Annotated in this window: 24 protein-coding genes and 1 riboswitch; of the genes, 5 read left to right on the top strand and 19 right to left on the bottom strand. The window is 38.1% G+C overall.

From position 1 onward, the window contains the following. Positions 1-388: 388 nt before the first annotated feature. Positions 389-1,282, bottom strand: a complete 894-nt coding sequence (galU, locus tag NQZ71_RS04650; protein ID WP_260055601.1) for a UTP--glucose-1-phosphate uridylyltransferase GalU — start codon at positions 1,280-1,282, stop codon at positions 389-391. A gap of 308 nt (positions 1,283-1,590) precedes the next feature. Between galU (NQZ71_RS04650) and tagU the strand changes: the two genes are divergently transcribed. The 3 genes from tagU to NQZ71_RS04635 all read left to right on the top strand — a co-directional run bounded on the left by tagU (position 1,591) and on the right by NQZ71_RS04635 (position 4,636). Continuing rightward, positions 1,591-2,520, top strand: a complete 930-nt coding sequence (gene tagU, locus NQZ71_RS04645; protein ID WP_144453902.1) for a polyisoprenyl-teichoic acid--peptidoglycan teichoic acid transferase TagU — start codon at positions 1,591-1,593, stop codon at positions 2,518-2,520. A gap of 549 nt (positions 2,521-3,069) precedes the next feature. Continuing rightward, positions 3,070-3,462, top strand: a complete 393-nt coding sequence (gene tagD, locus NQZ71_RS04640) for a glycerol-3-phosphate cytidylyltransferase (protein ID WP_144453904.1) — start codon at positions 3,070-3,072, stop codon at positions 3,460-3,462. A gap of 1 nt (position 3,463) precedes the next feature. Further along, entirely contained in the window at positions 3,464-4,636 is a 1,173-nt protein-coding gene (locus NQZ71_RS04635; RefSeq protein WP_144453905.1) for a CDP-glycerol glycerophosphotransferase family protein, read from the top strand. Positions 4,637-5,091: 455 nt separating this feature from the next. On the opposite strand, the gene gloA2 is transcribed toward NQZ71_RS04635, so the two are convergent. The 3 genes from gloA2 to NQZ71_RS04620 all read right to left on the bottom strand — a co-directional run bounded on the left by gloA2 (position 5,092) and on the right by NQZ71_RS04620 (position 7,697). Beyond that, a complete protein-coding gene (gene gloA2, locus NQZ71_RS04630) occupies positions 5,092-5,478 on the bottom strand; it encodes an SMU1112c/YaeR family gloxylase I-like metalloprotein (RefSeq protein WP_260055599.1) in 387 nt (128 codons plus the stop codon). A gap of 78 nt (positions 5,479-5,556) precedes the next feature. Next, positions 5,557-6,522 carry a UDP-glucose 4-epimerase GalE gene (gene galE / locus NQZ71_RS04625; protein ID WP_144453909.1) on the bottom strand — a complete coding sequence of 322 codons (966 nt, stop codon included), beginning with the start codon at positions 6,520-6,522 and terminating at the stop codon, positions 5,557-5,559. A 416-nt stretch (positions 6,523-6,938) separates the two neighbouring features. Next, positions 6,939-7,697: a WecB/TagA/CpsF family glycosyltransferase gene (locus NQZ71_RS04620; RefSeq protein ID WP_317011423.1), complete on the bottom strand. Its 759-nt coding sequence runs from the start codon at positions 7,695-7,697 to the stop codon at positions 6,939-6,941. A gap of 226 nt (positions 7,698-7,923) precedes the next feature. Further along, positions 7,924-8,011: riboswitch (cyclic di-GMP riboswitch) on the top strand. 27 nt (positions 8,012-8,038) lie between these two features. On the opposite strand from NQZ71_RS04620, the gene NQZ71_RS04615 reads away from it, so the two are divergent. Then, positions 8,039-8,194, top strand: coding sequence for an anti-repressor SinI family protein (locus NQZ71_RS04615; RefSeq protein ID WP_260055598.1), 156 nt, complete (start codon positions 8,039-8,041; stop codon positions 8,192-8,194). 135 nt (positions 8,195-8,329) lie between these two features. Here NQZ71_RS04615 and galU (NQZ71_RS04610) read toward each other — a convergent pair whose 3' ends face one another. The 7 genes from galU (NQZ71_RS04610) to NQZ71_RS04580 form a co-directional block, all read right to left on the bottom strand. Further along, complete coding sequence (gene galU / locus NQZ71_RS04610) at positions 8,330-9,238, bottom strand: UTP--glucose-1-phosphate uridylyltransferase GalU (RefSeq protein WP_317011422.1); 909 nt, start codon at positions 9,236-9,238, stop codon at positions 8,330-8,332. A 72-nt stretch (positions 9,239-9,310) separates the two neighbouring features. Next, on the bottom strand, positions 9,311-10,231 hold the full coding sequence (locus NQZ71_RS04605) for an ABC transporter permease (protein ID WP_275008511.1): 921 nt from the start codon (positions 10,229-10,231) through the stop codon (positions 9,311-9,313). Next, the gene (locus NQZ71_RS04600; protein WP_275008530.1) at positions 10,224-11,099 is read right to left on the bottom strand and encodes an ABC transporter permease subunit; all 876 of its coding nucleotides are present in this window, start codon (positions 11,097-11,099) and stop codon (positions 10,224-10,226) included. The genes NQZ71_RS04605 and NQZ71_RS04600 overlap by 8 nt, the downstream gene beginning before the upstream one ends. A gap of 312 nt (positions 11,100-11,411) precedes the next feature. Continuing rightward, complete coding sequence (locus NQZ71_RS04595; protein ID WP_275008510.1) at positions 11,412-11,576, bottom strand: hypothetical protein; 165 nt, start codon at positions 11,574-11,576, stop codon at positions 11,412-11,414. Between the two features lie 31 nt (positions 11,577-11,607). Then, the gene (gene ssb / locus NQZ71_RS04590; protein ID WP_144453917.1) at positions 11,608-11,955 is read right to left on the bottom strand and encodes a single-stranded DNA-binding protein; all 348 of its coding nucleotides are present in this window, start codon (positions 11,953-11,955) and stop codon (positions 11,608-11,610) included. Positions 11,956-12,177: 222 nt separating this feature from the next. Next, a complete protein-coding gene (locus NQZ71_RS04585; RefSeq protein WP_260055595.1) occupies positions 12,178-13,914 on the bottom strand; it encodes a phospho-sugar mutase in 1,737 nt (578 codons plus the stop codon). Positions 13,915-14,035: 121 nt separating this feature from the next. Beyond that, positions 14,036-14,545: a cupin domain-containing protein gene (locus NQZ71_RS04580; protein WP_317011421.1), complete on the bottom strand. Its 510-nt coding sequence runs from the start codon at positions 14,543-14,545 to the stop codon at positions 14,036-14,038. A gap of 251 nt (positions 14,546-14,796) precedes the next feature. Between NQZ71_RS04580 and NQZ71_RS04575 the strand changes: the two genes are divergently transcribed. Beyond that, positions 14,797-16,497 carry a methyl-accepting chemotaxis protein gene (locus NQZ71_RS04575; RefSeq protein ID WP_317011420.1) on the top strand — a complete coding sequence of 567 codons (1,701 nt, stop codon included), beginning with the start codon at positions 14,797-14,799 and terminating at the stop codon, positions 16,495-16,497. Between the two features lie 80 nt (positions 16,498-16,577). On the opposite strand, the gene NQZ71_RS04570 is transcribed toward NQZ71_RS04575, so the two are convergent. The 8 genes from NQZ71_RS04570 to NQZ71_RS04535 all read right to left on the bottom strand — a co-directional run bounded on the left by NQZ71_RS04570 (position 16,578) and on the right by NQZ71_RS04535 (position 26,962). Further along, positions 16,578-17,192, bottom strand: a complete 615-nt coding sequence (locus NQZ71_RS04570) for a cysteine hydrolase family protein (RefSeq protein ID WP_317011419.1) — start codon at positions 17,190-17,192, stop codon at positions 16,578-16,580. 161 nt (positions 17,193-17,353) lie between these two features. Continuing rightward, positions 17,354-18,787 carry an NAD-dependent succinate-semialdehyde dehydrogenase gene (locus NQZ71_RS04565; protein WP_317011418.1) on the bottom strand — a complete coding sequence of 478 codons (1,434 nt, stop codon included), beginning with the start codon at positions 18,785-18,787 and terminating at the stop codon, positions 17,354-17,356. 396 nt (positions 18,788-19,183) lie between these two features. Beyond that, entirely contained in the window at positions 19,184-20,107 is a 924-nt protein-coding gene (locus NQZ71_RS04560; RefSeq protein ID WP_144453927.1) for an LCP family glycopolymer transferase, read from the bottom strand. 247 nt (positions 20,108-20,354) lie between these two features. Further along, positions 20,355-21,965 (bottom strand): gamma-glutamyltransferase family protein, encoded by a 1,611-nt coding sequence (locus NQZ71_RS04555; RefSeq protein WP_317011417.1) that lies wholly within the window; start codon positions 21,963-21,965, stop codon positions 20,355-20,357. 154 nt (positions 21,966-22,119) lie between these two features. Continuing rightward, positions 22,120-24,324 (bottom strand): GAP1-M domain-containing protein, encoded by a 2,205-nt coding sequence (locus NQZ71_RS04550; protein ID WP_317011416.1) that lies wholly within the window; start codon positions 24,322-24,324, stop codon positions 22,120-22,122. A gap of 225 nt (positions 24,325-24,549) precedes the next feature. Beyond that, positions 24,550-24,999, bottom strand: a complete 450-nt coding sequence (locus NQZ71_RS04545) for a VanZ family protein (protein ID WP_317011415.1) — start codon at positions 24,997-24,999, stop codon at positions 24,550-24,552. 140 nt (positions 25,000-25,139) lie between these two features. Further along, positions 25,140-25,961 (bottom strand): MurR/RpiR family transcriptional regulator, encoded by an 822-nt coding sequence (locus NQZ71_RS04540; protein ID WP_144453935.1) that lies wholly within the window; start codon positions 25,959-25,961, stop codon positions 25,140-25,142. A gap of 152 nt (positions 25,962-26,113) precedes the next feature. After that, complete coding sequence (locus NQZ71_RS04535) at positions 26,114-26,962, bottom strand: NAD(P)-dependent oxidoreductase (RefSeq protein WP_144453937.1); 849 nt, start codon at positions 26,960-26,962, stop codon at positions 26,114-26,116. Positions 26,963-26,977 lie beyond the last annotated feature (15 nt).

Raw genomic sequence — 26,977 nt, 5'->3', positions numbered from 1 at the left:
TCAGTAATTTTTTTATAACCATACACCTCAATTGTTTTAATAGTTTAATATACTATTAATATCGAGTAGATAGGCGTTTTGTTTAATAGCATTAGCTGAAAATACTTGGAATCAATTCCTCTTTTTAGTAATCTTCGTATAAAAAGAGGCTGGGACAAATCAAAAGATAACCTTTCTAAACACGAATAATAAAATTACATCTAAATTTGAAAAATGAAGGTTGTGTCTAAATAGCATTTTGAGTTAAAGTTAGTTCGTTTCATTGCGCTGCACTAAGATTTCTAATTATCGCATTAAAACTAAAAACAAAAAAACCGAACTATTTAATCAATAGTTGATTAAATAGTTCGGTCTTTATGCTGGTTCACATACTTATGTCCCAGCCTCTTTATTTATTATTAACAGGCTCGTCCTGCATGTTTCCAACAAGGTCTTTCAAATATACTTCCAATTTATCTTTAATATCATCACGCTTTAAAGCAAGCTCGATTGTTGTTTGGATAAAGCCCAATTGCTCCCCAACATCATATCTATTGCCTTCAAACTCATAAGCAAACACTCTTTGGATTTGGTTCAGCTTTTCGATTGCATCTGTCAGCTGAATTTCGCCGCCTGCGCCTACTTCTTGTTCTTCTAAGAATCGGAAAATTTCCGGAGTGAAAATATAGCGGCCGATAATTGCCAAATTAGATGGAGCTGTGCCTTGCTTTGGTTTCTCCACGAATTTTTTCACTTGGTGTCTTCTTCCAGATCCTTCAATTGGATCAACGATACCATAGCGATGTGTTTCTGCATCAGGTACAACCTGTACACCAATAACAGAAGATAATGTTTCATCGTATTGGGACATTAATTGACCTAAACATGGATCGTCACTGTCCACAATGTCATCACCTAACAACACGGCAAACGGCTCATCACCAATGAAGTTTCTTGCACACCATACAGCATGTCCTAAACCTTTTGGTTCCTTTTGGCGGATATAGTGAATGTCTACATTGGATGATTCTTTTACTTTATCGAGAAGGTCAAACTTCTCTTTTGCAACTAAGTTCTCTTCCAATTCCCATGCATTATCGAAATGGTCCTCGATTGCTCTTTTCCCTTTTCCAGTAACAATGATAATGTCTTCGATGCCTGAAGCAACCGCTTCTTCAACAATGTATTGGATAGTCGGTTTGTCAACAATTGGTAGCATTTCCTTTGGCATTGCTTTTGTAGCCGGCAAAAATCTAGTTCCAAGACCTGCAGCTGGTATTATCGCTTTTCTAACTTTAGACATGTATTTACCTCCAAATAATTCCTATCTTACCTCTATTTTAAATGCAATATTATTTATTGTCCACCGATTACAGACAGGGCAAAAGTTACTATTTTAGTTTATACCTTTATTAGTATACAAAAAAGCGGCATATCTAATTCATACACAATAGATAAACTCATTTTCAGCCTATTGAAGCAACACATCCCTTCTATAAACAATTATTAATATAATAAATTTGCTGAATTTTATATTCAAACCAGGTCTTTTCTGCTATCTTAAAAGTAGTTTTATCAAAAATTGTCAAGTTATGGAGGTTATAGCAGAACATGAGATCGGAAAAACCGAAAAAGAAAAAACGAAAATGGCTGCGAATCACCGGCATTATATTGCTGATTCTCTTAATAGGAATCGGTGCTTACGTATATACTGTTTTTAATTCCCTTTCAAATGCCGTGGATTCAATGCACAAGCCTGTTGACAGAGAAACAACAAAACGGACAGAAACGTTAAATTTAGAGCAACAGGAGCCTTTCTCCGTATTAATGCTCGGTGTCGATGAACGCGACGGAGACAGTGGAAGATCAGATACAATGATTGTTATGACCGTTAACCCAGAGAAAAAATCTGTAAAAATGCTCAGCATTCCTCGTGATACACGTACAGAAATTGTTGGCCATGGAACAACAGATAAGATAAATCACGCTTATGCATTTGGTGGTGTGGCAATGTCTATGGACACTGTCGAAAACTTCCTAGACATACCTATTGATTATTATATGCAAATCAATATGGAAGGTTTTAAGGATATAGTTGATTCTGTCGGCGGAGTCACTGTAAATAATGACCTTGATTTCACGTATGAAGGTGTTCATTTCCCAAAAGGAGAGGTTACCCTTAACGGAGAAAAAGCTCTTAAATTCTCCCGGATGCGTTATGAGGACCCTCGCGGAGACTTCGGACGTCAGCTAAGACAGCGCATGATCATCCAAGCTGTGCTAAAGGAAGGTGCGAGTCTTAATTCATTAACGAACTTCGACGATATTTTTGATGCTTTAAGTAAAAATATTAAAACGAACCTTACATTTGATGAAATGGTAAATATTCAAAAAAATTATAAACAAGCTGCCGGAAATATTGAGCAATTTACAATTAATGGTACAGGTCAGAAAATTGACGGTATTTGGTATTTACTCGTAGATGATGCAGAAAAAACAAAAATTCAAACAGCTTTGAAAGACCATTTATCAGTTAAGTAATACACTCTAGGCTGGAAAGCTATATTATATCCTGATAATAAAACCGAACTACTTTAGCCATCGTGCCTATTAGTTCGGTTTTTTCATTATTTTTTATATCTATTCGAATATTTCTTAGTGGAATGGAGCGGAGTCCAATCGACTACTAAGGGTAATAGAGGAAAGGATGAGACCCCGCAGGCGCAGACGGAGGAGGCTCATCTTCCTCCCCTGCGGAAAGCGAGTGGGCGCAGCGCAATGAAATGAACTAATTTTAAAGCCAGGCATCATTTAAACATAAAGTCCTATAACAACCACCCGCTATTATGACATATTTTTCAATGTTTTTTCATTTTTGTGAAAGACGCTGTCGAATAATATAGAAATACTTGTCAGAATGGTGGAAAGGTTTTAAAATAAGGTAATTAGGAAACAATATATCATAAATTTAAGAACTATGAGAAACAACTTGGATAACCATCCATGCACATTTGCTTGCAATGCAATAATATAGCAGAATGACTGGCTGTTATTATAACGACTATGGGAACTTCATATAGGAGGATACAAATGAAAAAAGTAATCACTTATGGCACCTTCGATTTATTGCACTGGGGTCATATCAATATTCTTAAAAGAGCAAAAGAGCTTGGCGACCATTTGACAGTAGCTCTTTCTAGCGATGAGTTTAATGCAATTAAAGATAAAAAGGCTTACCACAGCTATGAAAACAGAAAAATGATTTTAGAAGCTATCCGTTATGTTGATGAAGTAATTCCTGAACACCATTGGGATCAAAAGGTTACAGACGTTATCGACCACAACATCGATGTATTTGTAATGGGAGATGACTGGGAAGGCAAGTTCGACTTCTTGAAAGATCATTGTGAAGTTGTTTACCTGCCAAGGACTGTTGGAATTTCCACTTCTAAAATCAAAAAGGATTTATTCAAGGTTAAGTAATATGATAAGGGAACTTGCGATTTCCTTCTATTTAATGCTATTTTCTTTGTTGTTTCGGATTAGCAGTCTATTCCAGCAACAAAAGAAAATAGTTTTTTGTGTGTCTTTTCCAGAAAATACGCTGGATATAAATGAAAAGCTAATAAAAACCGCTGCAAATAGCCGCTCTATTTTTCTTGCAACAACAACACAAACGAAAAAATTGCTGGAAGAAAAACAAATTGGTGAGGTACTTGATTTCACACCCCGTAAGCCATTGCATTTCCTTACAGGAATACGGCATCTTGCAACAGCAAAGGTAGTTGTTCTTGATAATTATTTCGGTTTTCTATCTAGCATTCGATTTAAGCCAAATGTTAAAGTGCTGCAAATCTGGCATGCTGCTGGTGCCATTAAAACGTTCGGCTTAAAGGATTCGAGTATTCAGTCGCGGACAAGCAAAGCAAATCAGCGATTCAAGGATGTATACAGTCAGTTTCAATATGTAATAACTGGTTCACATGAGATGGATACTATTTTTCATGAAGCATTCTCCATCCAAGAGCAGCAAATCATTCACACAGGAATACCTCGTACTGATATTTTCCTTGATGAGACACGCAAAAACGAAACAATCAAAAAAATATACAAAGAGTACCCACAGCTTGAAAACAAAAAAATCGTATTATATGCCCCAACCTTTAGGGGCGGAAATAATGGGATTACAAATGCCAAGCTAGATTTACCATTATTAAAAACGAAGCTCAGTGATGACACTATTATGCTGATTAGACTCCACCCCTCCATTAAAGAAAAAGCAGATATACCTGAAATGGATGGCACTGTCTATGATGTATCACAATATCCATATATAAATGAATTACTTTTGATTACAGACCTGCTCATCACAGATTATTCCTCTATCCCTTTTGAGTATTCCTTTATGAGAAGACCAATGGTATTCTTCCCATACGATCTTGAAAGTTATGCAAAAGACAGAGGATTTTGGACAGATTACGAAAAGCTCGTCCCTGGACCTGTTGCCTATACAACAGAGGAATTGGCCATTATTTTGGAAAAAGACAGCTATGATCTGAAACGAGTAGAAACATTTCATAAGCGCTGGAACGAATATTCCACAGGCAAAGCAAGTGAGAATGTTGCCGCACTAATAACAAAATGGTTAAACGACTGAAGATTTTTCTTCAGTCGTTTTTTAAACTATTATGTTAAGATGTTGTTAGAAGTAATAGTAACCCCTACAAATTTACAACGCACACCTTCCCTTTCAAATGAAACCATCACTTACACAACTAAAAACATTTTAAAAGCTCGTACAAATTAAAAGCAATTACACACTCTCACAAACCAATTTTTGACGAAATTATACAAAACAAACTCGAATAAGGAAATTTCCTGAAATTTCTCGGGAAATAAACTGTCAGCATTTGTTGATATTTTTGTTGTTTCTTATTCAACCGAATGCGGTATATGTATTATATGAAAAACAAAATCCCAATGAAAGGATGATAATCATGAAAATAAAAGCAGGAAGCTGGAGACTACTAACTACACAGGACAAGCAATTCATCTTGCAAACACTTAGCATTCTTTCTAAATTCAAGGGTTCAAAATAAAACTCGAATACTGTTATTTCTCATAAATTTCGATAGGCAGTCCATCTGGATCCGCAAAAAATGTAAATCTTTTATCTGTAAACTCATCACGGCGAATATCTTCGACTTCTATAGATTGACTTTGTAAATAAGATACTGTTTCAGCAATGTCATCCACCTCAAATGCGATATGTCGCAAGCCTGCTGCTTCTGGATAACTCGGCCTTTTCTTTGGATTAGGAAATGAGAATAGTTCTAGCTGATAAACATCGTTTACCATAAGGTCGAGTTTATATGAATTACGCTCATCTCGAAACACTTCTCTAATCGGTTTAAACCCTAAAATATCGACATAAAAGGACTTAGATACTTGATAATTACTGCAAATAATAGCTATATGATGCACTTTATTGACTTTCATATGACAACACCATCCGATCACTTTTTTGTATGTAAGAAAAAAACGAAGAAATGCAGGGTGCATTTCTCCGCTTTAACATCATGCTTTTTTATGCCATTCCCAAGCACTTTGAATAATGGATTCTAAGCCTCTTTCTGCTTTCCAGCCAAGATCCTCATATATTTTATTTGAAGAAGCAACAAGTCTTGCAGGATCTCCTGCCCGTCTTTCAGCTAACACAACATTTGCCTTTTTGCCTGTAACATTTTCACATGTTTCAATAACTTCTTTGACAGAATAACCTACACCATTTCCGAGATTATACGTTTCTGCCTTTTTGCTTCCATCCAATAGTGCTTCAGCTCCCTTAATATGAGCAGCTGCCAAATCTGTTACATGGATGTAATCGCGGATACATGTCCCATCCTCTGTCGGATAGTCTGTTCCAAAAACAGAAATAGACTCTCTTTGACCTAATAAATGCTGCAATATAATTGGAATCAAATGTGTTTCAGGGTCATGCTTCTCACCGATTTCTCCTGATTGATGAGCACCTGCAGCATTAAAATAACGAAAAACAACATAATTCAACCCGTAAGCCTCATGAAAATCAGCCAAGATTTGCTCTACCATCAGCTTGGAGCGACCATAAGGATTAATTGGAGTTGTATTGGATTTTTCTAAGATAATTTCTTCTTCAGGAATACCGTATGTAGCTGCTGTTGATGAAAAAATAAAGTTTTTCACATTAAATTTAAGCATCGTTTTCAACAATGTTAAAGTATTAGCAACGTTATTTTCATAGTATTTAAATGGATCCTGCACTGATTCACCAACAAGACTGAACGCAGCAAAATGCATGACAGCTTTAATTGGATATTTAGAGAATATCGGTTCTAAATCTTCCGCATTTCCTAAATCTCCTTTAATAAATACTGCTCTTTCATCCACAGATTCCTGATGGCCTGTCGCCAAGTTATCAAGGACGATAACCTCTTCTTTTTCCACCAGTTCTTTTACTAGATGACTGCCGATATAGCCGGCACCGCCTACTACTAGTATCATATTATATCCCCTTTATTTACATTATTTTTTCTCACAGTCTATTAATACCCGTATATTTTCATTTTAGCACATAGCCAGTTAGAAAAAAATTTTCATTGGCAAAATTTCCTTTTTTCATACTTTATACAGGTGCAAATTTCCCTATCAAAAAAGGGGATGAGGCAAAACAAAATATTACCTATCTAAACATGAATGTTAAATAATTACATCTACCTCCGAAACAATGGAGCATGGATTATAAGATAGATTACAGCTATTAAATAGAACGTTGCATTACGCTACACCCACTCGCTCCATTCCACTAAGATTTTTAATTATTGTTTATTAAATGGAAAACATAAAAAACCAAACCATTAATCAATAAACGATTAAATAGTTCGGTTTTGAATGAGAGTTTATTATTATGTCCCAGCCTCTTAGTCTGCAGCATTTAATTTTTTTCTCCTATTTTTTAAAACATAATAAAAGAATTCAAGGTGACCAACCAAATTACGCTTCCACAACCTTTTCGGTTCCTTCAGCATACGATAAAGCCATTCAAGCCGCAGCTTTCTAAATATTCCTGGAGCTCTGACGGATTGTCCTGATGAAAAGTCTAAAAAAGCACCGACTGCAAAAGCAAGCGTACAGTTCAGCTTTTCCCGATTATCAGCAATCCATTTTTCCTGTATCGGCATACCAAAGCCGACAAGTAGTATATCGGTTTGTTTGTTATTAATGTCAGTAATGATGGCTTCATTGCTGTCCACATCGAAATAACCATGCTGTTCTCCAACAAACTTTAAATGAGGAAATTGCTGCTGCAGCTTATCAAGAGCTGCTTTAGCAACACCAGGCTTTGCACCAAGCAAATAGACATTATATTGTCTGTCTTTTTCCTCTTTAAGCCTGTCAAATAATGCTGGAATAAAATCGGTCCCATTTAAGTTTTCCTTAAAAGAAAATCCAAACAGCTTTGCTCCTATTTCTATCCCAATGCCATCATTTAATAAAAAGTCACTATCATTAAGAAGATGTAAATAGCTTTTATCCTTCTGTGCCAAGTTATAACAATGGTCATTTAGAAAGAATACATTTGATTTATGTTTATACTTTAATTTATTTATGACTTCGACGATTGCTTCATTTGTATGAAGCACGTTCACCCCGATATTTCCCATCCACGTCTTTTCCATCTGTTACAGTCTCCTGCCTTGCATAATGTAGCTTCATTATATAGAAAATTAGCTAATGTTACAATTATCGTCTAGTTTCTTTCATTAGAAGCTTGATATTGTTGGAATTTGTCGAAACTTTACACTGCTAAAGACTTTTAAATTGTGAACAAAAAGTGGTAAAATAGATATATGTTTTTAAAAGACTTTTCAACTTGTAGTAAGAGAAACGAGCAAAACAAATTATCCAAGATAAAGGCAAACCATTTGAAAGAGTGGGACGCAAAGCTACAGATCTAAGGCAGCTCTACTGCTATGATGGCTGGGTCACCTTATGAGAATATAAGGAGGTTTTTATTACGGTGTTAAATTTGTTACCAGTAAAAGAACTAGAAACTGGAGATCCAGCAGAACTAGATAGTGAATGGTTAGAATTGGTGCTTGAGGCAAAGCGTTTAGGCCTTACAAGTAAACAAGTAAGTTCATTTCTTTCAGATAAAAAACAATCAGATAAATAGCTTAACCTAACTTTCTGAAAATTCTTTTAAAAACATTTTTAATGGATATATGTGAAATTCATAGCACAGTTTATGTAAAATAAGACAAACACTTCAGATTTGAAATGTTTGCCCTGTAAAACGTTTCTGTGCTTTTTATCCATACTGCTCCACATCTATTCTTTTTTCATCCTTCATCTTCGAAATTCTATCATGCAGAAACTTAAACACTTCATCTTTTATTTCCTCATTTTGCAAAGCAAAGTCAATTGTTGTTTTTACAAATCCTAGCTTTTCTCCGACATCATATCGCTCACCCTCAAAATCATATGCAAACACACGTTGAATTTGGTTCAGCTGCTGAATGGCATCTGTTAATTGAATTTCACCGCCCGCACCTGTCTGTTGTTTTTCCAAGAACATGAAAATTTCCGGTGTTAGTATATATCTGCCAAGAATAGCTAAATTGGAGGGTGCCGTTCCTTTTTCAGGTTTTTCCACAAAGTTTTTCACTTGATATCTTCTGCCCTTATTTTCTCCAGGATCAACAATACCGTACCTGTCTGTTACCTCTTTTGGAACTTGCTGAACACCAATAATGGATGATTGTGTTTCCTCGAATTCATTAATGAGCTGTTTTAAGCATGGGATACCACTTTGGACAATATCATCTCCTAGCAGTACAGCAAATGGCTCATCACCGATGAAGTTTCTTGCACACCAAACAGCATGTCCTAGTCCTTTGGGCTCCTTTTGGCGAATATAGTGAATGTCAGCTAAATTCGAGGCAAATCGGACTTTATTCAGCAAATCCTCCTTACCCTTCGCTTCAAGATTCCATTCCAAATCATTGGCACTGTCAAAATGATCCTCAATCGATCTTTTTCCCTTTCCAGTAACAATAATAATGTCCTCAATTCCGGAAGCGACTGCTTCTTCAACTATGTACTGAATTGTTGGCTTATCAACGATTGGCAGCATTTCCTTTGGCATTGCTTTTGTTGCAGGCAGAAATCTAGTTCCAAGTCCTGCTGCTGGTATGATAGCCTTCCTAACTTTTTTCATGGTGTATTCCCTCCTAATAATTATAGGAGTCTTTTCCCTTGTTTTCGTCAGGATAAACTATCACCAACACTATTAAATATAAGTATTTTTCCGATGGCTTTTTCTGCTTTGTTGACTTAAGCCTTGCGAAATAAGATAAAAAGAAAGTAAAAACAGAATAAAAGCTATAAGAGGATAGATAAGAATCCATTGAGAATAAGACAGGAATGAGCGTGACTGTCCAATTAATCCAGACCATTCATTTGTCATAGACAGATAGATAGAGAAGTCTGGCTGGAATTCCGTTCCTCCGAAAAACAAGTTAAATATCGCCAATTGCCCCATTAAATGAAGCACTTGAATCGTTTCATTTAAATACAAAATAATAAAATCACCTTTAAGAATTGGCCAAATATGCTTTTTCAAAAGATGACTTTTATTCCCGCCAAGGGTTACGGAGGCCATAATATATAGATTTTCTTTTATTTCCGCCGTTTTAGAATAAACAACATTATATACACCAGGCACACCAAGTGCGGCCATCAGCACTCCTTGAATAAAAATGAGCGCAAAGGATGACAGGCTTGGATTAATATTAATTCCAAGCATAATAAAGTAGATAAGAATAACCGGTGGTATGCTCGTCAATAATGTAATCCGCCCCTGCTTCCCTCTTTTTTTGCCGCTTGCTGTCAAACCGCCGAAGACACCAGCAATTCCTCCTGCTAGTAGCCTGACTGCTGCAACGATTAAAACTGTAAATACAGTATATTTCGCACCATGAAGAATAAGGGAGAGAATATCCTTTCCCCATTTGTCTGTTCCCAACAGGAATTCCTTAGATGGCGCTAATGGCGGTGCCACAAATTCTGTTCCATTATCAGTCTCCATATAGCCAACCTTCATCTTATAATCTGGAGGATATGGCGCAATGTATGAACCAAAAAGTCCTATCAGTACAAAAAAGGCTAATAAAATAATTCCTGAAACAAGCTGTATATTCCACTTAATCATATTTCAAGATCCTTTCTATCAGAATAATCAGCATGTACAATAATAAAAATACTGCTCCATATAGAAGGAATAATGCAACCAGACAGAATATGACCAAATTATATTGATACCCAAAATAAGCTTGTGTCTGAAAGAAAAGAGCGGTAATACCGTTCAAATTAAATAAATATTCCACAATGAACAGGTTGCTGATCATGATTGCTAACACTTTATGCATATCTGCTTTTAAATATGGAGTAACATTTGTTGTTACATGATAAAGATAAATGTCCTTTTTCTTAATTCCCTTCGCAATCGCTGTCAGGATATAATCCTGTGTCAGCACATCCTTTGTTTTTTCATTTAGTGCTTTTACTGCATACAATAGTGGAATTATTATTAATGTGATAACTGGCAGCAATACAGCCATATTATCAGAATCAAAGGAAGCAACCTTCGCAAGCTTAATTCCAAAGCTCTTATATACTATCGTAACAAGAAGCTGCAGCAGCAATATCAGAATAAAATCGGGCAATATCCCCAACAGGCTGATTATTTTACCAAAAAACCGCTCGTTCAACTTCCAAAACCAAATTCCAAACAGAAAGGTAAGGGTGAGCACTACTACACCTGCCATAATTAAGTAATAAAAGGATGAAGCAAAACTATCTCCTATCACCGAAAATATAAAAACAGTCCGATCTCCCTGAATAAAATAATAAGCATCTCCTGTAAAAAGCCCAGTAATAAATGTTTTTATAATGGCAAACATGCCTAAGAAATTAAATAAAATATTTCCATCCTCTGCACTAGACAAAACAAGAGGAAACGCAGCCAAGCAAAGCAAGAAGAAGAAGCTGAGCAAATGGATGAAAGGACCCTTAAGCATCCTCAAAAGAAACCCCTCCTGTCAAAATAAAATACTATTTACATATATAATTTGCACTGCTAAATACCAGCCATACTAATCTACCATATAACTCTCTCCCATATCAATTAAAGATTTTTATAATTAAGAATAAAGGAATAAATCTAAAAATAGCATTATATTTATATAATAGAAAAAGCGTCTTGCAGGACGCTTTAAGTGTGAGGAGAATATGGGGAATTGGATTGATTCTCTATAGAAAGTGACTATGTTTTCCGTAGATTTTTGTAACGAGGAAATAGTTTGTTTTTCTTAAATTGGGAAAGAGTTAATTTAGAGTGTTGGCACGGAGCGTTGCGTTCTGGAGAATTCTTCTTGAATTATAAATTCTAATTGCCGAATACGAACATTTTGCTGTTCCATTTGCTTAATATTTTTTGCTTGCATCGATATTAGAGCTGAAAGCAAATCAGACATGTTGTCACTACTGCCCTTCATTTTGCCACCTCCTACTTTAATCTTAGTAAATTTAAATGGTAATGAGCTGTTCTTCTTCCCTTTTCGGCTCTAAAAACCGAAAGTATTCAGCAGCGACTTCCGTTACATAAATTCTTTTTCCTTCTTGATTTTCATAATTCCTTGTCTGGATACTGCCGATAATGGCAATTAACAAACCCTTATGACAATAATGTACAATATGTTCTGCTGCCTTGTTCCAGAAGATGCATGAAATAAAATCTGCTTCATACTCACCTGCTTGATTTCTGTAGCTCCGCTTAACTGCAAGCGTAATATTAGTGACAGAAGTACCTGCTTGAGTCAGCTTTAATTCAGGATCACGAGTCAATCTTCCAACTAATGTCACTTGATTTACCAATGGATCACCCCTTTCTTCCTAGCAAACTCATCATACTAAATAAGGAGCTAATTGAGAAATCGTCAATCATAAACAACGCAAAAGTTAGCTAATTGAAAACTCATGTTTCTTTTATAGATTATTTAAATTTGGAAGGGTAATAACAGGCAAATCTCAGCTATCAACAATCTACTTTTTTACAAAAAAAAGCGGATAAAGCCTGTGGGCTTTATCCGCTTCTTCTTATTGCTCGTATGATGCGATAACCGCTTGTACCTTATCCATCACGCCAGCTTTCAGCTCAGCTAATTTCGCTTGGCTCTCTTCAAGAGATGGGCTAGTAACACTGAAATAGAATTTAGCTTTTGGCTCTGTTCCTGATGGACGTAGGCAGAACCAAGAACCATCTTCCAAATAGTACTTGATAACATTAGATTTCGGAAGGTCGATTAATATTTCCTTCACGCTTTCTGTTCTTTTGCTTGTCTGATAATCTTCGATTGCAACTACTTGCAATCCTTTCACTTCAGATATAGGATCTTGACGGAAGGTATCCATGATGTAGGAAATTTGTTCCGCACCATCTTTACCTTTAAGTGTTAACGATTCAAGTCCTTCTTGATAGAAGCCGTACTTACCAAATACTTCAAGTAAGCCTTCAAACATTGTCATGCCTTTTGCTTTATAGTAAGCTGCAACCTCTGCCGCGAAAATAGCAGATTGGACTGCATCTTTATCACGTACAAAGTCACCGATCAAGTAACCATAGCTCTCCTCATAACCGAATAGGAAAGTATGCTGGTTTGTTTGTTCAAATTCTTTGATTTTTTCTCCAATGAATTTAAAGCCAGTCAATGTGTCAAGTGTCGGGATACCGTAAGCTTCTGCAATCGTTCTGCCGATTTCAGATGTTACGATTGTTTTGATAACAATACCATTTTCAGGAAGAATACCTTTTGCTTTTTTCTCAGAAAGCAAGTATTCCAGCATCAATGCTCCTAACTGGTTACCTGTAAGAACCGTATACTCACCATTCAAGTCCTTCACTGCAACACCAAGACGGTCTGCATCTGGATCTGTTCCTAAAAGGATATCTGCATCGATTTCTTTTCCGTAACGGATAGCAATCTCAAATGCAGCATGCTCTTCCGGGTTTGGTGACTTTACTGTTGAGAAGTTAGCATCTGGCAGCTCTTGCTCTTTAACAACTGTTACATTGCCGAAACCAAACGCTTGCAGTCCTGCACGCACTGGTTTGTTAGCCGTACCGTGTAATGGAGTAAAGACGATTTTTAAGTCTTCAGCTTCTGGAAGCTTATTAAGCTGAATTGTCTTCAATTGCTCCACATACGCTGCATCAACGTCTGCGCCTATATATGTCAATAAGCCTTGATCTAAAAGCTCTTTTTCTTCAAGCACTTCAATCGTAAGCTCATTTTCTACTGCGTTCACATATTTAATGATAACATCTGCAGCTTCTGGAGGAAGTTGTCCCCCGTCTTCTCCATATGCTTTAAAGCCATTATATTCAGGCGGATTATGGCTTGCAGTGATAACAACACCAGCAAATGTATTGAGGTGACGCACTGCATATGATAACTCAGGGGTTGGACGAAGCTCTTCGAATACATAAGATTTGATACCAAGCTTGCCCACTACTTTTGCAACTTCTAAAGCAAATTCTGGTGATTGGTGGCGAGAGTCATAAGCAACTGCTACACCGCGCTCCATTGCCTCTTTGCCTTGTTCTTGTATGTATTTCCCCAATCCTTGGGCAGCCTTGCGCACTGTATAAATGTTCATACGGTTAATTCCCGGTCCAAGTTCACCGCGCATACCGCCAGTGCCAAATTCTAGATGCTTGTAAAAGCTATCCTCGAGCTGTTTTTCAGATTTTTGCAATTCTTGTAATTGCGCTTTTAAGTTTGACTCTAAATCTTGAAAGCTAGCCCATTTTTCTACTATATCTTGATACACCATATAGCCAGATTCCCACCTTTGAATAATATTTTTGCCTACCTTAACATTACCTAAATTATGTATTTATGTAAAGGGAAATCAGGGGTATAAACAACTGTTTTCCCTTTTATTAATTAGGTATTTACTCCTGATTTATTTTCCAAATTTCTGTTAATGGTCCCCGCGCACCAAATACAGGGTCCTTAAGAGGAAATGGGGCATTTATAATTTCTTCCGTTGAATGAAGAAAGTCTTCCTCCGTATCCCTTTTCGTATTATAATGCTGTCCATTTGGATATGCTCCAAGCACCTGCAAATCTGGTGTGCCAGACAGCTTTTTATGCCCTGTTCCTGCTGGGATTACCAACACATCGCCAGCGTTAAGAATCACTTTGCTGCCATGCTCGCCGCCAAGCTGCAACAATGCAGATCCCTTCATTATACCAAGCGTCTCATGCGAATCACTATGATAGTGATGATAGGAAAAAACCCCATCCACCCAGCTGTTACGCCAATTATGAGTGCGAAATATCTTGCCGATATTGTGCTCATTATGTTTGAATACCTGCTTATAGTGAAGAACAGGGAATGTTGGATTATTAGGAATAAAGCCACTTGGTTCAAAATAATACAATGTAACATCTCTTGCCATTTTTAGCCCACTCCCCCTCTATAGCTCTTCTATACCCCTTCTGTCAAAAAAAAATTCCTTCTATATTATACTTCTGTATATTTTGTTTTTTCCGATTAAAAAAAGGCTTAATATTCCAGAAATTCTGCCGATATAGAAGGAACAATAAAGAAATGAAACAAGTGTCTAACGGTCTATTTCCAATTTATTTAAAGATGGTTAGATTGTTATCATTTCCCAGATTTCATATTTTAAAGGGAGAAGAACAGGTTATGAATATAAGCATTAGACAAAAACTTATCGGAAGCTTTATCATCGTTTCGCTCATCTTCAGCATTGCTTCCTATTACTCTTACACTAGCTCCAAGAAAACGGAGGAATCCTTTGGTTATCTTATAAACACCGTTGAAGAGCTACGTTCAATCAGTGAACAAATCAAAACAAATACAGCAACACAGGTAGCCAGCTACAGAGGGTTTATGCTTTATGAAACTCCCGAGTTAAAAAGTCAGCTTAACGGCGCAAACAGCAATATTAAGAACCTTGTTGAACAGGGTAAAAAGCTTGCAACACTTAAAGAAACTAAGGATAGACTGAATCAAATCGAGGAGCTAAACGCTGATTACTTTCAGAAGGCTAATTCCAGCATGAACAGCCTTTCAAGCTCGTCCACAAACAAGGCAGCTGCGGTTGCGGACGGACTGGATGCACTTGAACCGATTTCAAACAACCTGACAGATAGAACAACCTCCTTAATAACATGGCTTAATAATGAAATTTTAGAACCGAAAATGACGGCGGCTCAAGAAGATTCACAGCTTCGTACATTGTTCATTCTGATTATCAGTATTGCAGCAACTGTTATAGCCATTGCTGCTGGTGTTATCCAATCACTGTTTATTGTAAGGCCAATCAGCAAGCTTAAATCTAAAATGCAAAAGGTTGCAGATGGTGATTTAAATACTGAACCAATGCAGCTTAAAAATAAAGATGAAATATATCATTTAAATGAATCATTTACACAAATGCAAGACAGCTTAAAAGACATGATAACGAAAATCGCAAGCAATGCAGACCATGTTGCTTCATCTGCAGAACAGCTAAATGCAAGTGCAGACCAATCTGCACGGGCCGCAGAAAATATTACTTCTTCTATACAGCAGATTGCCAGCGGAACAGAGATTACTATGTCGAAAACAGATGATAACTCAAGCTCTTTATTTAATATTCTTGATGGAATCCTGAAAATTGAAAAGGATACGGAGGCTGTTTCCGAGCTTTCTAAAACTGCTTCAGATAATGCTGCAAAAGGCTCTAATTCTATTAGCAGCAGCTTGGCACAAATGGAATCTATCTCTGATTCCGTTAATCGTTCCAACACTGTCATTGCATCATTATCAGAAAGATCGAAGGAAATTGGGTCTATCATTGATATTATTAGCAATATTGCTGAACAAACGAACCTCCTTGCCTTGAATGCTGCTATAGAGGCTGCAAGAGCAGGCGAAAATGGCAAAGGCTTCGCTGTTGTTGCAGACGAAGTGCGTAAGCTTGCGGAGCAGTCCCAAGTTTCTGCAAAGGATATCTCCAGACTATTGAGCGGTATTCAAAAGGATACTGCCGAATCAGTGAATTTGTTAAACGAAGCAAAATCACAAGCAGAGAATGGTGTCAAAATTTCAACAGAAACAGCTGATACATTTGGCGAAATTCTGAACAGCACACAATCTGTTACACCAAAAATTAAAGAGGTTACTGCAACAATCCAGCAAATCGCCTCATATGTGCAGGGTGTTTCAGCATCCGCTGATGAGATTGCTTCCTTATCAAAGGTTAACGGCAGTAATACAGAAGAGGTTGCTTCATCGACCGAGGAACAATTGGCTTCTATGGAGGAAATTAAGGCTTCTGCACAAGTATTGGCTGGCATGGCTGAAGAGCTGATGACAGTTGTAAAACGTTTTAGAATCTAACTTATGTAAGGTACCCCACAAAGCAAATTGCTTTGTGGGTTATTTCTTGCTTCTTAGCTGTCACCAGAAAGGATGAGCGGTTAAACCTGAACTTCCCGCTTCAAGCTTTCCATAATTTCTGCAGAGCTTGTTACGCTCCCAAAGAACTTATCAATTGTCTTTAATGACATGTCATACTCTTCACGAGTAAAAGCGCCTGTGCAGTCAGACAATAACAGAATATCATAGTCGAGCATAAATCCATCCCGTGCAGTCGATTCCACACATATATTTGTACTTACACCTGCCATGAGCAATGTATCAATCTCCATTGCACGCAGAACACTGTCAAATCTTGTATTGATAAAAGCACTGTAACGATGCTTTATAACGATGACATCCTCATCCTCTGGAGCCAAGTGAAAAAATTCAGATCCCCATGTATTCTTTCGGCAAAGATCCTTTTGGGTTTTGTTCTTTAATCTTTTCACCCAGGTTTTTGAATCGGTGCTGTCTTCATGAATTGTCTGAATGTAGATAACCGGCACGTTGTTTTCCTTGCATGTACGTATCATTTGTTTTAAATTTGGCAGCATTTGTTCAGCCATTGAAACATCCAATCCTTGCTTGGCTATACTGCCGTCTTTATGACAATAATCATTTTGCACATCCACAATCACAAGCGCACTTCGAGCTGGATTCCATTCTACACCCATCCTATTCATCCTCTCGTCACAAGATTTTGAGCAATGCTCCTTTTTAGTATTTGTTAAAGGCAAATCTGTATCCCTGTAAGTCACAAAACAAAAACAAGCTAATTAAAGACAATCGCCTTCTTCAAAGGAAGCTGCAATTGTCTTTTAATCAGCTTAAAAATTTATATATTTAATTCAAGGGACAAGTATTTATATTCTAAATAATCCTCAATCCCATATTTACCGCCTTCACGGCCAACCCCAGATTCCTTCACGCCTCCAAATGGAGCTTGTGCAACTGTTGGCAGAGGATCGTTGATGCCAATAATGCCGTACTCTAAGCCTTCAGAAACTCGGAAAATCCGGGAAACATCGTTCGTATAGAAATAAGCAGCAAGCCCATATACAGTATTGTTAGCAAGTCCTACTGCTTCCTCTTCTGTTTCAAAATCAAAAAGAGGCGCAACAGGACCAAATGTCTCCTCTGTTGCTATTTTCATGTCATGTGTTGCATGTGCAAGGATAGTCGGTTCATAGAAGTAGCCGTTTTTGAATTGTTCACCTTCAGGCTTTTTACCGCCTACTAGCAGCTTTGCTCCTTTTTGAATGGAATCCCTGACATGTTCAACTGTCTTCTTCACAGCATTTTCATTAATTAGCGGGCCAATTGTAATACCTGTATCTAAACCATTTCCAACAACAAGCTTTGACATCTTTTCTGTCAGGATGTCTGCAAATCTCTCACTAATATTCTTTTGTACATATACACGGTTTGTACAAACACAAGTTTGACCAGCATTCCGGAATTTACTTGCTATCACTCCATCTGCCGCTTTTTCAAGATCCGCATCTTCAAAAATAAGGAATGGAGCATGTCCACCAAGTTCCATGGAGATTTTTTTCATCGTATCTGCTGCCCGCTTTGCAAGCTCCTTCCCAACCTTTGTTGAGCCTGTGAATGTAATTTTACGAACATCCGGGCTTTCCATCATAGCGTCACCAATTTCCTGTGGCATACCATGAACAAGATTCAGCACACCCTTTGGCAATCCAGCATCATGAAATGCCTTTAACACTTCAATAGCAGTCAAGGGTGTTGACTCTGCTGGCTTTATCACGACCGTACAGCCTGCTGCAAGTGCCGGGGCTATTTTTCTTGCGATCATGGCAATCGGAAAATTCCAAGGTGTAATCGCGCCAACTACGCCGATTGGCTGTCTTAAGACAAGAATTCTTTTCGTCGGTGAACTAGATGGAACGGTATCACCATATATACGTTTTCCTTCTTCTGCATACCAATCAAGATATTCTGCAGCAAGCTGTACTTCACCAGCACTTTCAGCTAACGGTTTTCCCATTTCCATCGTAATTGTTCTCGACAATGAATCAACACGAGAGCGTAAGATATCTGCTGCCTTCTTTATATATAAATATCTGTCCTTTGCAGTTAGCTTCGACCAGGCAGACAATGCCTCCTTTGCAGCAACTATTGCTGCTTCCGCGTCTTTTTTTCCGCCTTTTGCTGTTTCCTCGATAAGCTCCCCTGTTGCAGGGTTTAGGACAGGATACGTTTCACCGCTACTTGCCTCAACCCATTCTCCATTTATATATAACATAATGAAATCCTCCTTTTAGCTTATCAGGCAAGCTTCAAGATTTACTTGAATAGGAGAGCTATAATCGCCTCATCCTGTTCCTTTTTCTAAAAGCCTTCTTTACGTAGGGTAAAAACCTTGTTTTAACTACATCTCCTCTATTGCTTTACCGCCTTAAAATTAGGAATTATCCTCATCAAGGAGCTAAGAATGCAGGCATTAAAGACCTCTGCCTCAGCTGTTGCATGTGTCTATTTAATTGTTTGATTAATTAAGTTCTATTCCAGTTTAACAGATTGTCCAAGGAGCACCCCTTGCAGATGCTCACACTACCAAAAATTACAAATGAATCTTCCGGTAAATAGCCACCTAAGATTTGTTATCATATATAACAAAAAGGAGCGGTTTCCCGCTCCTTTACTGTTCTAAATTATCTGCAAGCATATCATGTACTTTTTGTTTTTCTTCATCTGAAACGACTAAGTAATAGGTGCCTGTTGAAGTATCACCTGTTCCTGTGACCTCATACTGTTCGATATTATTTCTTGCACCACGATAGTTCTTTTGAATATCCATCATTTCATCAAAAGTCATGTTTGTTTTCACATTGCTGCCAAGTACATTTAAAATATCATCAAATTTAGACACAGAGGAAATACTTGCTGCTTTATCAATAATTGCTGTCAATACTTTACGCTGACGCTCATTTCGACCAAAGTCACCATTTGGATCAAGATGACGCATACGAACATAACCAAGTGCTTTCGGACCATCTAGCTGGATGTTCCCTTCCTCATAATGATAGCCTTTTTTATAATAGCCCTCATCAATCCAGTCAAGTTCGTTGTTTACAGTAATTCCGCCAACTGCATCTACAAGATCGCTTAATGCTTCCATATTTACTTGTGCATAATAGTCAATATCAATATTTGTGAAGTTCTCGACTGTATCAAGAGCCATCTTCACACCGCCATAGGCGTATGCTGCATTGATTTTGGTCGTTTTGCCTTCCCCGATGATTTCTGTTTTCGTATCCCTTGGGATGCTAACTATTTGCATCTTTTCTGTTTTCGGGTTTACTGTCATTACCATTAGCGTGTCAGAACGGCCTACATCCCCTTCTCTTTCATCCACACCCATTAATAAAATCGAAATAGGCTTTTTGTTAGAGAGGTTTTCTTCCCGCTGTTTTGCAGCAGATTGATCCTCGTCCGCCACTGGTTCATACATCTTGTCTGCGGTCTTTTGCACATAATGATAAAGATAGGCCGCATATCCACCAATTCCCAGTACAAGCACGGCAATAATAGAGCCAATTGTTATCAGGATTTTTTTCTTCATATTATTTCTCTCTTTCTCGTCAAAATATTTACCATCATAGCAAATAAACATTAAAAATAAATGAAAAAAAGACAATTTTCTCCAAAATACACTTTAATCAACAGGCAATTTCCTGTTTATATAAAGTATTTGCAAAAAATGGCCTTCATTATACACAAAGAAATCTTTATGTTGCCAATGTTAGTTGACCATATGTGAAAAAAACCTCAACCGAATTAATTCGATTGAGGCTAGTATTTTTATGCAATTACCAAGTTGCTACACAGCCATCTGTTCTCGACTCTGTGCCGCCTGCAAGAACGCCGTTTTTATTACGAACAATAATCTGCCCTCTGCCGAATGATCCAGAGTCAAGTGCCCATTGCACCTCATGGCCTTTTCGTGCCAATGCATGTGCAATATGCTCTGGAAAGGATGGTTCAATCTGAACGACCTTTTTCTCGACCCATTGCCAACGCGGCGCATCTAATGCTGATTGCGGGTTTAGAGAAAAATCAATCAAGTTCATCGCTACCTGTAAATGGCCTTGTGGCTGCATAAAGCCGCCCATTACCCCAAACGGTCCGACTGCTTCATTGTCTTTTGTGATGAAGCCAGGAATAATTGTATGATATGTTTTTTTACCAGGTACAAGGGCATTATCATGGTCTGGATCAAGACTGAAGCCATGGCCTCTGTTTTGCAGGGCTATCCCTGTTTCAGGTACAACAACGCCTGCACCGAATCCCATGTAGTTGCTTTGGATAAAGGAAACCATATTACCTTCTTCGTCCGCTGCCGCTAGATAGACTGTTCCGCCCTTCGGAGGATTGCCTGGCTCTGGCTCAATCGCTGTTTCACCAATAAGTCCCCGTCTTGCTTTAGCATATTCGTCAGATAGAAGATCAGCGGTTCTCACGCTCATTTTGTCCTCTTCCGTAATATATTTAAGACCATCTGTGAACGCAAGCTTCATCGCCTCAATTTGCAGATGATATGTTTCAGGTATTTCCTTTGCTGTAAGCTTATCATCTTTCAGCGTATTTAATGCCATCAATGCAATTAAGCCTTGACCATTAGGCGGTATCTCCCAAACATCGTAGCCTTTGTAGTGTACAGAAATCGGGTCGACCCATTCAGGTGAATAGGACTCCAAATCTTCCTTCCTTATGTAGCCGCCATATTTCTTAGAAAACGCGTCAATCTTATCGGCAATTTCCCCTTTATAAAAAGCTTCGCCGTTTGTCTCTGCGATTGCACGAAGTGTTTTGCCGTGGTACTCAGACTTCCATATCTCCCCGATTTTCGGTGGCTTTCCATCTGGCGCAAATGTTTCAAACCAATTTTGATACACATCATCTGTACAAGATTTTGAAAATGCTTGATAGGCTTTCTCCCAGAAGTGACCTAATGTCGCAGAAACAGGATATCCTTCCTCTGCATATTGAATGGCAGGCTGAAGGACCTCTGATAACGGCAGATTTCCAAATTTCTTTGATAGTTCCACCCATGCCGCAGGTGCGCCAGGCACAGTAACTGGAGTCAGACCATACTTAGGAATCTCTTTATGGCCAGCATTTTTCACAGCGTCTATTGAAATGGCATTTGGAGCAGGGCCACTTGCATTTAAGCCATGCAGCTTATTGTTGATCCAAATTATTGCAAAGGCATCTCCGCCAATTCCATTAGATGTTGGTTCAACAACTGTTAAAGCTGCTGCTGTTGCAATAGCGGCGTCCACTGCATTGCCGCCTTTCTTCAAAATATCAATTCCAGCTTGGGCTGCAAGGGGCTGGGAAGTAGCTACCATCCCTTTCTTCGCATATATTGTATTTCGTTTTGAAGGGTATGGATTATAAAGCGGATCGTGATTTAGCATAGTGCCTCCTGTTATGTATGTATTGGGCCTGAGTTGTACCGTCTTGTAAAGAAAATTTATAATTTTCTATTATTTTAACATAAGATTCACCACTTCTACATGACAAAATAAAAAAAAGCCGCAGTCTTGATGTTTGCACATCAAAACTACTGCCTTAAATAAACAAAAACCCTCCTGCTGCAAGCAGGACAAGCAAAACAAAAAAGAAACCATACTTGCCGAACAAAAGTGAAAACTTACCTGACCTTTTCCGCTTCACTTCCTTTAAGAGTTTCTTAAATGATTGGGATCTGATTGCCTTTAATTTACGCTGATAGTCTTTATTCTTCCAAATCGAATTACGGTCTCCAACCAAATAACCCTTTAAAGCACGAACGTAATTACCATCTTGCATTCCATATTTTTTGTAAGACCACATGATATACTCAAGCATCTGTGTTTCAGAGCTATAAATGGCAAGAAAGGCGAAAAGCTTATCATGCTCTATTCTGCGTCCTTCACTACTTTGGAAGAACAGGACAAGCCTTTCAAATGGCTGGAAAAGTCCACCTTCTTTTATCATGTTTTTGCCAGCTTGTTTCGTATCTTCCAGCAAGTAGCTGTCTACAAGCTCTGTTAAGCTCTCGACATGATCTATTTTTTCAAAAAATGCAGCATGGAGAGCATGCAGAAGTCCAAATATCTCACCCTCCACACCTTTTTTGTAAAGAGCACTATCCTCCATGACATGTGCAGACAGAAACAGCTCACCGAAGATACGGACATCCTCTAGCTGCAGCCGCTCTAATTGAGCAAGCTTCAAAAGCTCGAGTTTTATATCTGGCATTACAGCTCTCACAAATGCAGGATGAATGCTATTTTGCCATAAAAAATCAAAGAATTTTTCTGCAATTGCAAATGGTCTGCTGCTTATTTTCACTTCAATTAGCAGCCGTTTTTTCACACGCTTAACAAATTCCTTGTCATCAATAAAGAATACATGCGCATGTAAAAGATTTGCCATATTAGAAAGATATGCTTCCAATGATTGACGTTGGCTGAGCTTATCGTCTAAATGAAGGGATATTACCTCTTGATAGGAGCCCTTTATATCATCCATAAATGTAAGAACATGCTTATATAATCGTGGATATTTATCTAGCATGGACCAAAGCTCTTTACACAATGGCTCCTCATGATAATAAGCCAATGTTCGTACGGTAAAATCCACTGCTTCAACGAGACCAGTAATTTGATGGATATCAAACACTGCCTTCATATATTCTTTCGTAATCATTCCGTCCTTTTGAAGCTTTTCACGTTGCAGGATTTTTCCCGCTATCTCGATTATTTCCGGTTTTTCTTTATGGTTTATTTGGAGCAGTGCTAATAAAAGCTGTAAAATCCCAAGCTTATCCCGTTCATACCCATCATAATCCATAACGTCGAGCAGATAGATGGCACATAAGCGGTCATAATAGCTGATGTTCAGCTGATCATCTAGCTTCAGCCCTTTAAGCGCCCTTTCTGCAAAAAGAAAAAAATCATCCATTTTAGAAGCTGTCTGCAGGGCATCATATGCAAAATCGAGGTATTCATGTTTCTGTCCTTCCATATCCACACCACTTATTCTTTTCGTTGTAAAATCAAAAACAAATTGATTTTCGAATACATGATTTCTTAACCGGATGCTGCCTTGCTCCACAAACATAAGGTGAACATTTTTTTGTTTTGCTGCCGCTTTCTGGAACGAAACAGCGCCAAAAACCTCTCTTGCAGCATAAGGCAAATGTATGTACAGCAATTCTAATAATGTTACTGCATGTCTATTTTGCTCTGTAAGCGGTACGTCTAACGATATATATACGGTTTTAGCGCTTTCTGCCGCTGCTAAACAAGCATATAACAGCTTTTTGAAGATGCTTTCATCTATTTTCAGGCTATAGAACAACTCCTGCTTTTTCCTGAATATATTTTCTGCTTTTTCACGTGGAATATCCGATAATTCTTCTAAAGCTATTTCTCTGCCTTCGTCATAACTGCTTGCGAACTGCGTTTGGAAGATCTTTTCTGGACTTCTTAACCACTCTTCCTTACGCTCGGCCGGGATAATATACTGATGGGTAAAAACTGACCTTTCTGAAAGCAATAACTGCGCTTGTCCAATGACAAGCTCCCCTGTTTCAGGCTGGAGCAATTGGAAGGATGGAGGATCGTCTTCCTTCTTCAACTCATCACTTAACAGAGGCTGAAGATTTCTTTGGATAAATTGTTCATCAAGATTCGGGGTGCCAAAAGCTTCATCAGATCCTTCCCCCTCAAGTAACAAGCCTTTTTTGACCTTTTTGTACATATACTGCTGGATCAAGCTATTGCTCACATAGCGCCCCTCCCTTTTGTATAATCATGCTGAATTTACTTTATCGTGCAATGTTAGTTCTTCTCTATCAAATTAGTTTTTTATTTGTCATATAATGCAAATATTACACTATATTAGTACTATCGTAAACGGATTATCACTAGTATAATAGAATGTTTTGCAAGAAAGTTTGCAGTGCAATTACATATCGCACTAAAAAGGCAGGCTCCATTATATGGAGCCTGCCTACAACGAGATAGAAATATGACCTTTTGCCTTTAAAACTGCCTTATAAATTCCGAAGCCAGCAAGTGCACCAATCGTATTTAGAATAATATCATCCACATCACTCCACCGGTATTTCATGAACCATTGGATTGATTCAATTACTGCTGATAAGCAGCAGCCGGCTACAGTAGCAAGGATGGCATGTCTAAATTTCGGGACAGCCATCGGCAGGAAAAAACCTAATGGCATAAACAAAGCGATATTGCCAAAATTATTGACCACAAAAGTAAAAACAGATCTATCCACAAACATTTCCTTTATCATCAAAAAAGGGATGAAATTATGGCCGCCTTCTTCAATTCCAATCCCTAAATAGCGGTTTGGAAACATCGTCATGTAAAAGATAAAACATACAGAAACAAGCAGCAAGCCATTTATCAGCCTTTTATTTCCCTTTATTTTGACCACCTACTTCATCAATATCCAAGACCCTTTAAACGAGTTTTGCTTATCATATCACATTTTCCAAAATTTCCATAAAATTAATAAAAAAAAGAGAGCTTGCCCTTTTATTAGACACGACTCTCACTTTCCCAGCTAGTATATTCTTAATTTCCGTCTGTTTCTTCATTATAAAAAAGCTCTTGATAGTAAGCGATAGCAAAATCAAAAAAATACATTAACGAGAATCTTTCTGAGGAAAACCCTGTTTTATCATGGCTGTCGCCATTTAAATAATAAACAATGTCCGCCTTATTTAAAAGGTTTGCATCCCTATTATGTGTAATAAGGATGACTTTCGCCCTACTTTCTAGTAGCTGCCTCATTAGCTCCTCATTACCTGCAATAAATCGCCCTGACGGACTTACAACTACTGCAACAGAATATTCATCCAAATCCGCCATATCTGCCTTTTGTTCTTGCACATCCGAATAAGCGCTTACAAATTTTCCTAATCTGACAAGCCTGAATTGAAAATCCTGTGCGATTGCCTGTGATAGCTGTGTCCCATAAAAGGAAACCTTATTTGCAAGATGGATACACTCCATGATTTCTTGTACTTTCTGCACATCAATAACATTTTCTGATGCCTTAAGCCAGCCGACAATTTTTTCATAAAGAACCTTTTGCAGCAATTCCCCAATCTGCTCTGGCTTCTCCTGTTTTTGACCAGGCTGGAAAGCTGGTGCAGCATCCATCACACTTATTTTGGCATAATCCTTAAACTCCTGAAAGTTTTTATAACCTATTCTTCGGCAAAACCTCGTAACAGCAGCAGGGGATGTAAAACAGGAGTCTGCCAATGCACTTATATTCATATCTGGGATTTTATAAACGTCCCGCAGCAATGCCAATGCGATGGTGTAATTCGTGTCCCTTGTCTTATGGTTATTTATAAAATCTAAAAGCCTAAATATAATATCTTTCATTTGATCACCACTTGCTTAATTAGTATCTATCTTTGACGGAACCCCTGCCATCCTTACTAGTTTCATTTTGATTTTTTGAGGAGGAAATTGCAAGCCTTTTAATAAACAACACCAAAAAACTGCTCCAATAAAGGAACAGTCCATTTTACTTACTATTTACTGCGAAGCTCTTTAATTACTGCCATTACATCAAGGTCTCCAAGCTGACTTGCAAGGGCGTCCTGATATGTATGATGGGCAGAATTTCCGATTGCATTTAATTCTCCTGTTTCCTTGGCAAGACGTAAGTCCTTAGCCATATGCTTTAATGCAAAGGCAGCTGGATACTCGTCCTCGAGGATTGCTGGTGTCTTCATTTTGGAAATGGCAGTTCCAACTGCACTTTCGTTAATTATAGTCAGCATGTCCGCCAGTTTAATACCTTGCTGCTCTGCGAACAGAACTGATTCTGCAATGCCTTGAACAGTAATGCCAAGAAGCAGGTTGATCGCAAGCTTGGCGTTGCTGCCAGATCCGCTTTCACCTAAGTAAATCGACATTTTGCCTATTGGCTCAAACAGTTTCTTTACCTTGTTGTACGTTTCTTCTTCGCCACCAGCCAGCACAAGCAGCTTTCCTTCTTTTGCAGGAGCAACACTGCCTGAAACAGGAGCATCTATAAAGCCAATTCCTTTATCCTTCGCTGCTGTATATATCTCCTTTGAGGTAGCTGGTGAAACTGTGCTCATGTCAATAAATACTTGTCCAGGCTTTGCTATTTCTAAAAGCTTATTCGAAAAGTATAGATCCTTAACTGCTTCATCATCCGAAACCATTGTGAAGATTACATCATTTTCTTGAATAAGCTCTTCCAGTGATTTTGCTTGCACAGCGCCAGCAGCAACTAGCTCAGCAGTTTTTGATGCAGTCCTGTTGAATACTGTCACACTGTAACCTGCCTTTAACAGGTTCATAGAGATTGGCACTCCCATATTTCCTAAACCGACCCAACCTAACTTCATTACTAAAGCACCATC

Origin of the sequence: Niallia taxi (assembly GCF_032818155.1) — a bacterium.
GTDB lineage: Bacteria > Bacillota > Bacilli > Bacillales > Cytobacillaceae > Niallia > Niallia taxi_A.
Note: the sequence above shows the minus strand (reverse complement) of the source record. Positions and strands in the feature narration are given on the sequence as shown.

Coding starts and splice junctions, on each gene's coding strand:
- galU (WP_260055601.1), bottom strand. CDS start 1,282: ATGTCTAAAGTTAGAAAAGCGATAATACCAGCTGCAGGTCTTGGAACT.
- tagU (WP_144453902.1), top strand. CDS start 1,591: ATGAGATCGGAAAAACCGAAAAAGAAAAAACGAAAATGGCTGCGAATC.
- tagD (WP_144453904.1), top strand. CDS start 3,070: ATGAAAAAAGTAATCACTTATGGCACCTTCGATTTATTGCACTGGGGT.
- NQZ71_RS04635 (WP_144453905.1), top strand. CDS start 3,464: ATGATAAGGGAACTTGCGATTTCCTTCTATTTAATGCTATTTTCTTTG.
- gloA2 (WP_260055599.1), bottom strand. CDS start 5,478: ATGAAAGTCAATAAAGTGCATCATATAGCTATTATTTGCAGTAATTAT.
- galE (WP_144453909.1), bottom strand. CDS start 6,522: ATGATACTAGTAGTAGGCGGTGCCGGCTATATCGGCAGTCATCTAGTA.
- NQZ71_RS04620 (WP_317011423.1), bottom strand. CDS start 7,697: ATGGAAAAGACGTGGATGGGAAATATCGGGGTGAACGTGCTTCATACA.
- galU (WP_317011422.1), bottom strand. CDS start 9,238: ATGAAAAAAGTTAGGAAGGCTATCATACCAGCAGCAGGACTTGGAACT.
- NQZ71_RS04605 (WP_275008511.1), bottom strand. CDS start 10,231: ATGATTAAGTGGAATATACAGCTTGTTTCAGGAATTATTTTATTAGCC.
- NQZ71_RS04600 (WP_275008530.1), bottom strand. CDS start 11,099: ATGCTTAAGGGTCCTTTCATCCATTTGCTCAGCTTCTTCTTCTTGCTT.
- NQZ71_RS04595 (WP_275008510.1), bottom strand. CDS start 11,576: ATGAAGGGCAGTAGTGACAACATGTCTGATTTGCTTTCAGCTCTAATA.
- NQZ71_RS04585 (WP_260055595.1), bottom strand. CDS start 13,914: ATGGTGTATCAAGATATAGTAGAAAAATGGGCTAGCTTTCAAGATTTA.
- NQZ71_RS04580 (WP_317011421.1), bottom strand. CDS start 14,545: ATGGCAAGAGATGTTACATTGTATTATTTTGAACCAAGTGGCTTTATT.
- NQZ71_RS04575 (WP_317011420.1), top strand. CDS start 14,797: ATGAATATAAGCATTAGACAAAAACTTATCGGAAGCTTTATCATCGTT.
- NQZ71_RS04570 (WP_317011419.1), bottom strand. CDS start 17,192: ATGGGTGTAGAATGGAATCCAGCTCGAAGTGCGCTTGTGATTGTGGAT.
- NQZ71_RS04565 (WP_317011418.1), bottom strand. CDS start 18,787: ATGTTATATATAAATGGAGAATGGGTTGAGGCAAGTAGCGGTGAAACG.
- NQZ71_RS04560 (WP_144453927.1), bottom strand. CDS start 20,107: ATGAAGAAAAAAATCCTGATAACAATTGGCTCTATTATTGCCGTGCTT.
- NQZ71_RS04555 (WP_317011417.1), bottom strand. CDS start 21,965: ATGCTAAATCACGATCCGCTTTATAATCCATACCCTTCAAAACGAAAT.
- NQZ71_RS04540 (WP_144453935.1), bottom strand. CDS start 25,961: ATGAAAGATATTATATTTAGGCTTTTAGATTTTATAAATAACCATAAG.
- NQZ71_RS04535 (WP_144453937.1), bottom strand. CDS start 26,962: ATGAAGTTAGGTTGGGTCGGTTTAGGAAATATGGGAGTGCCAATCTCT.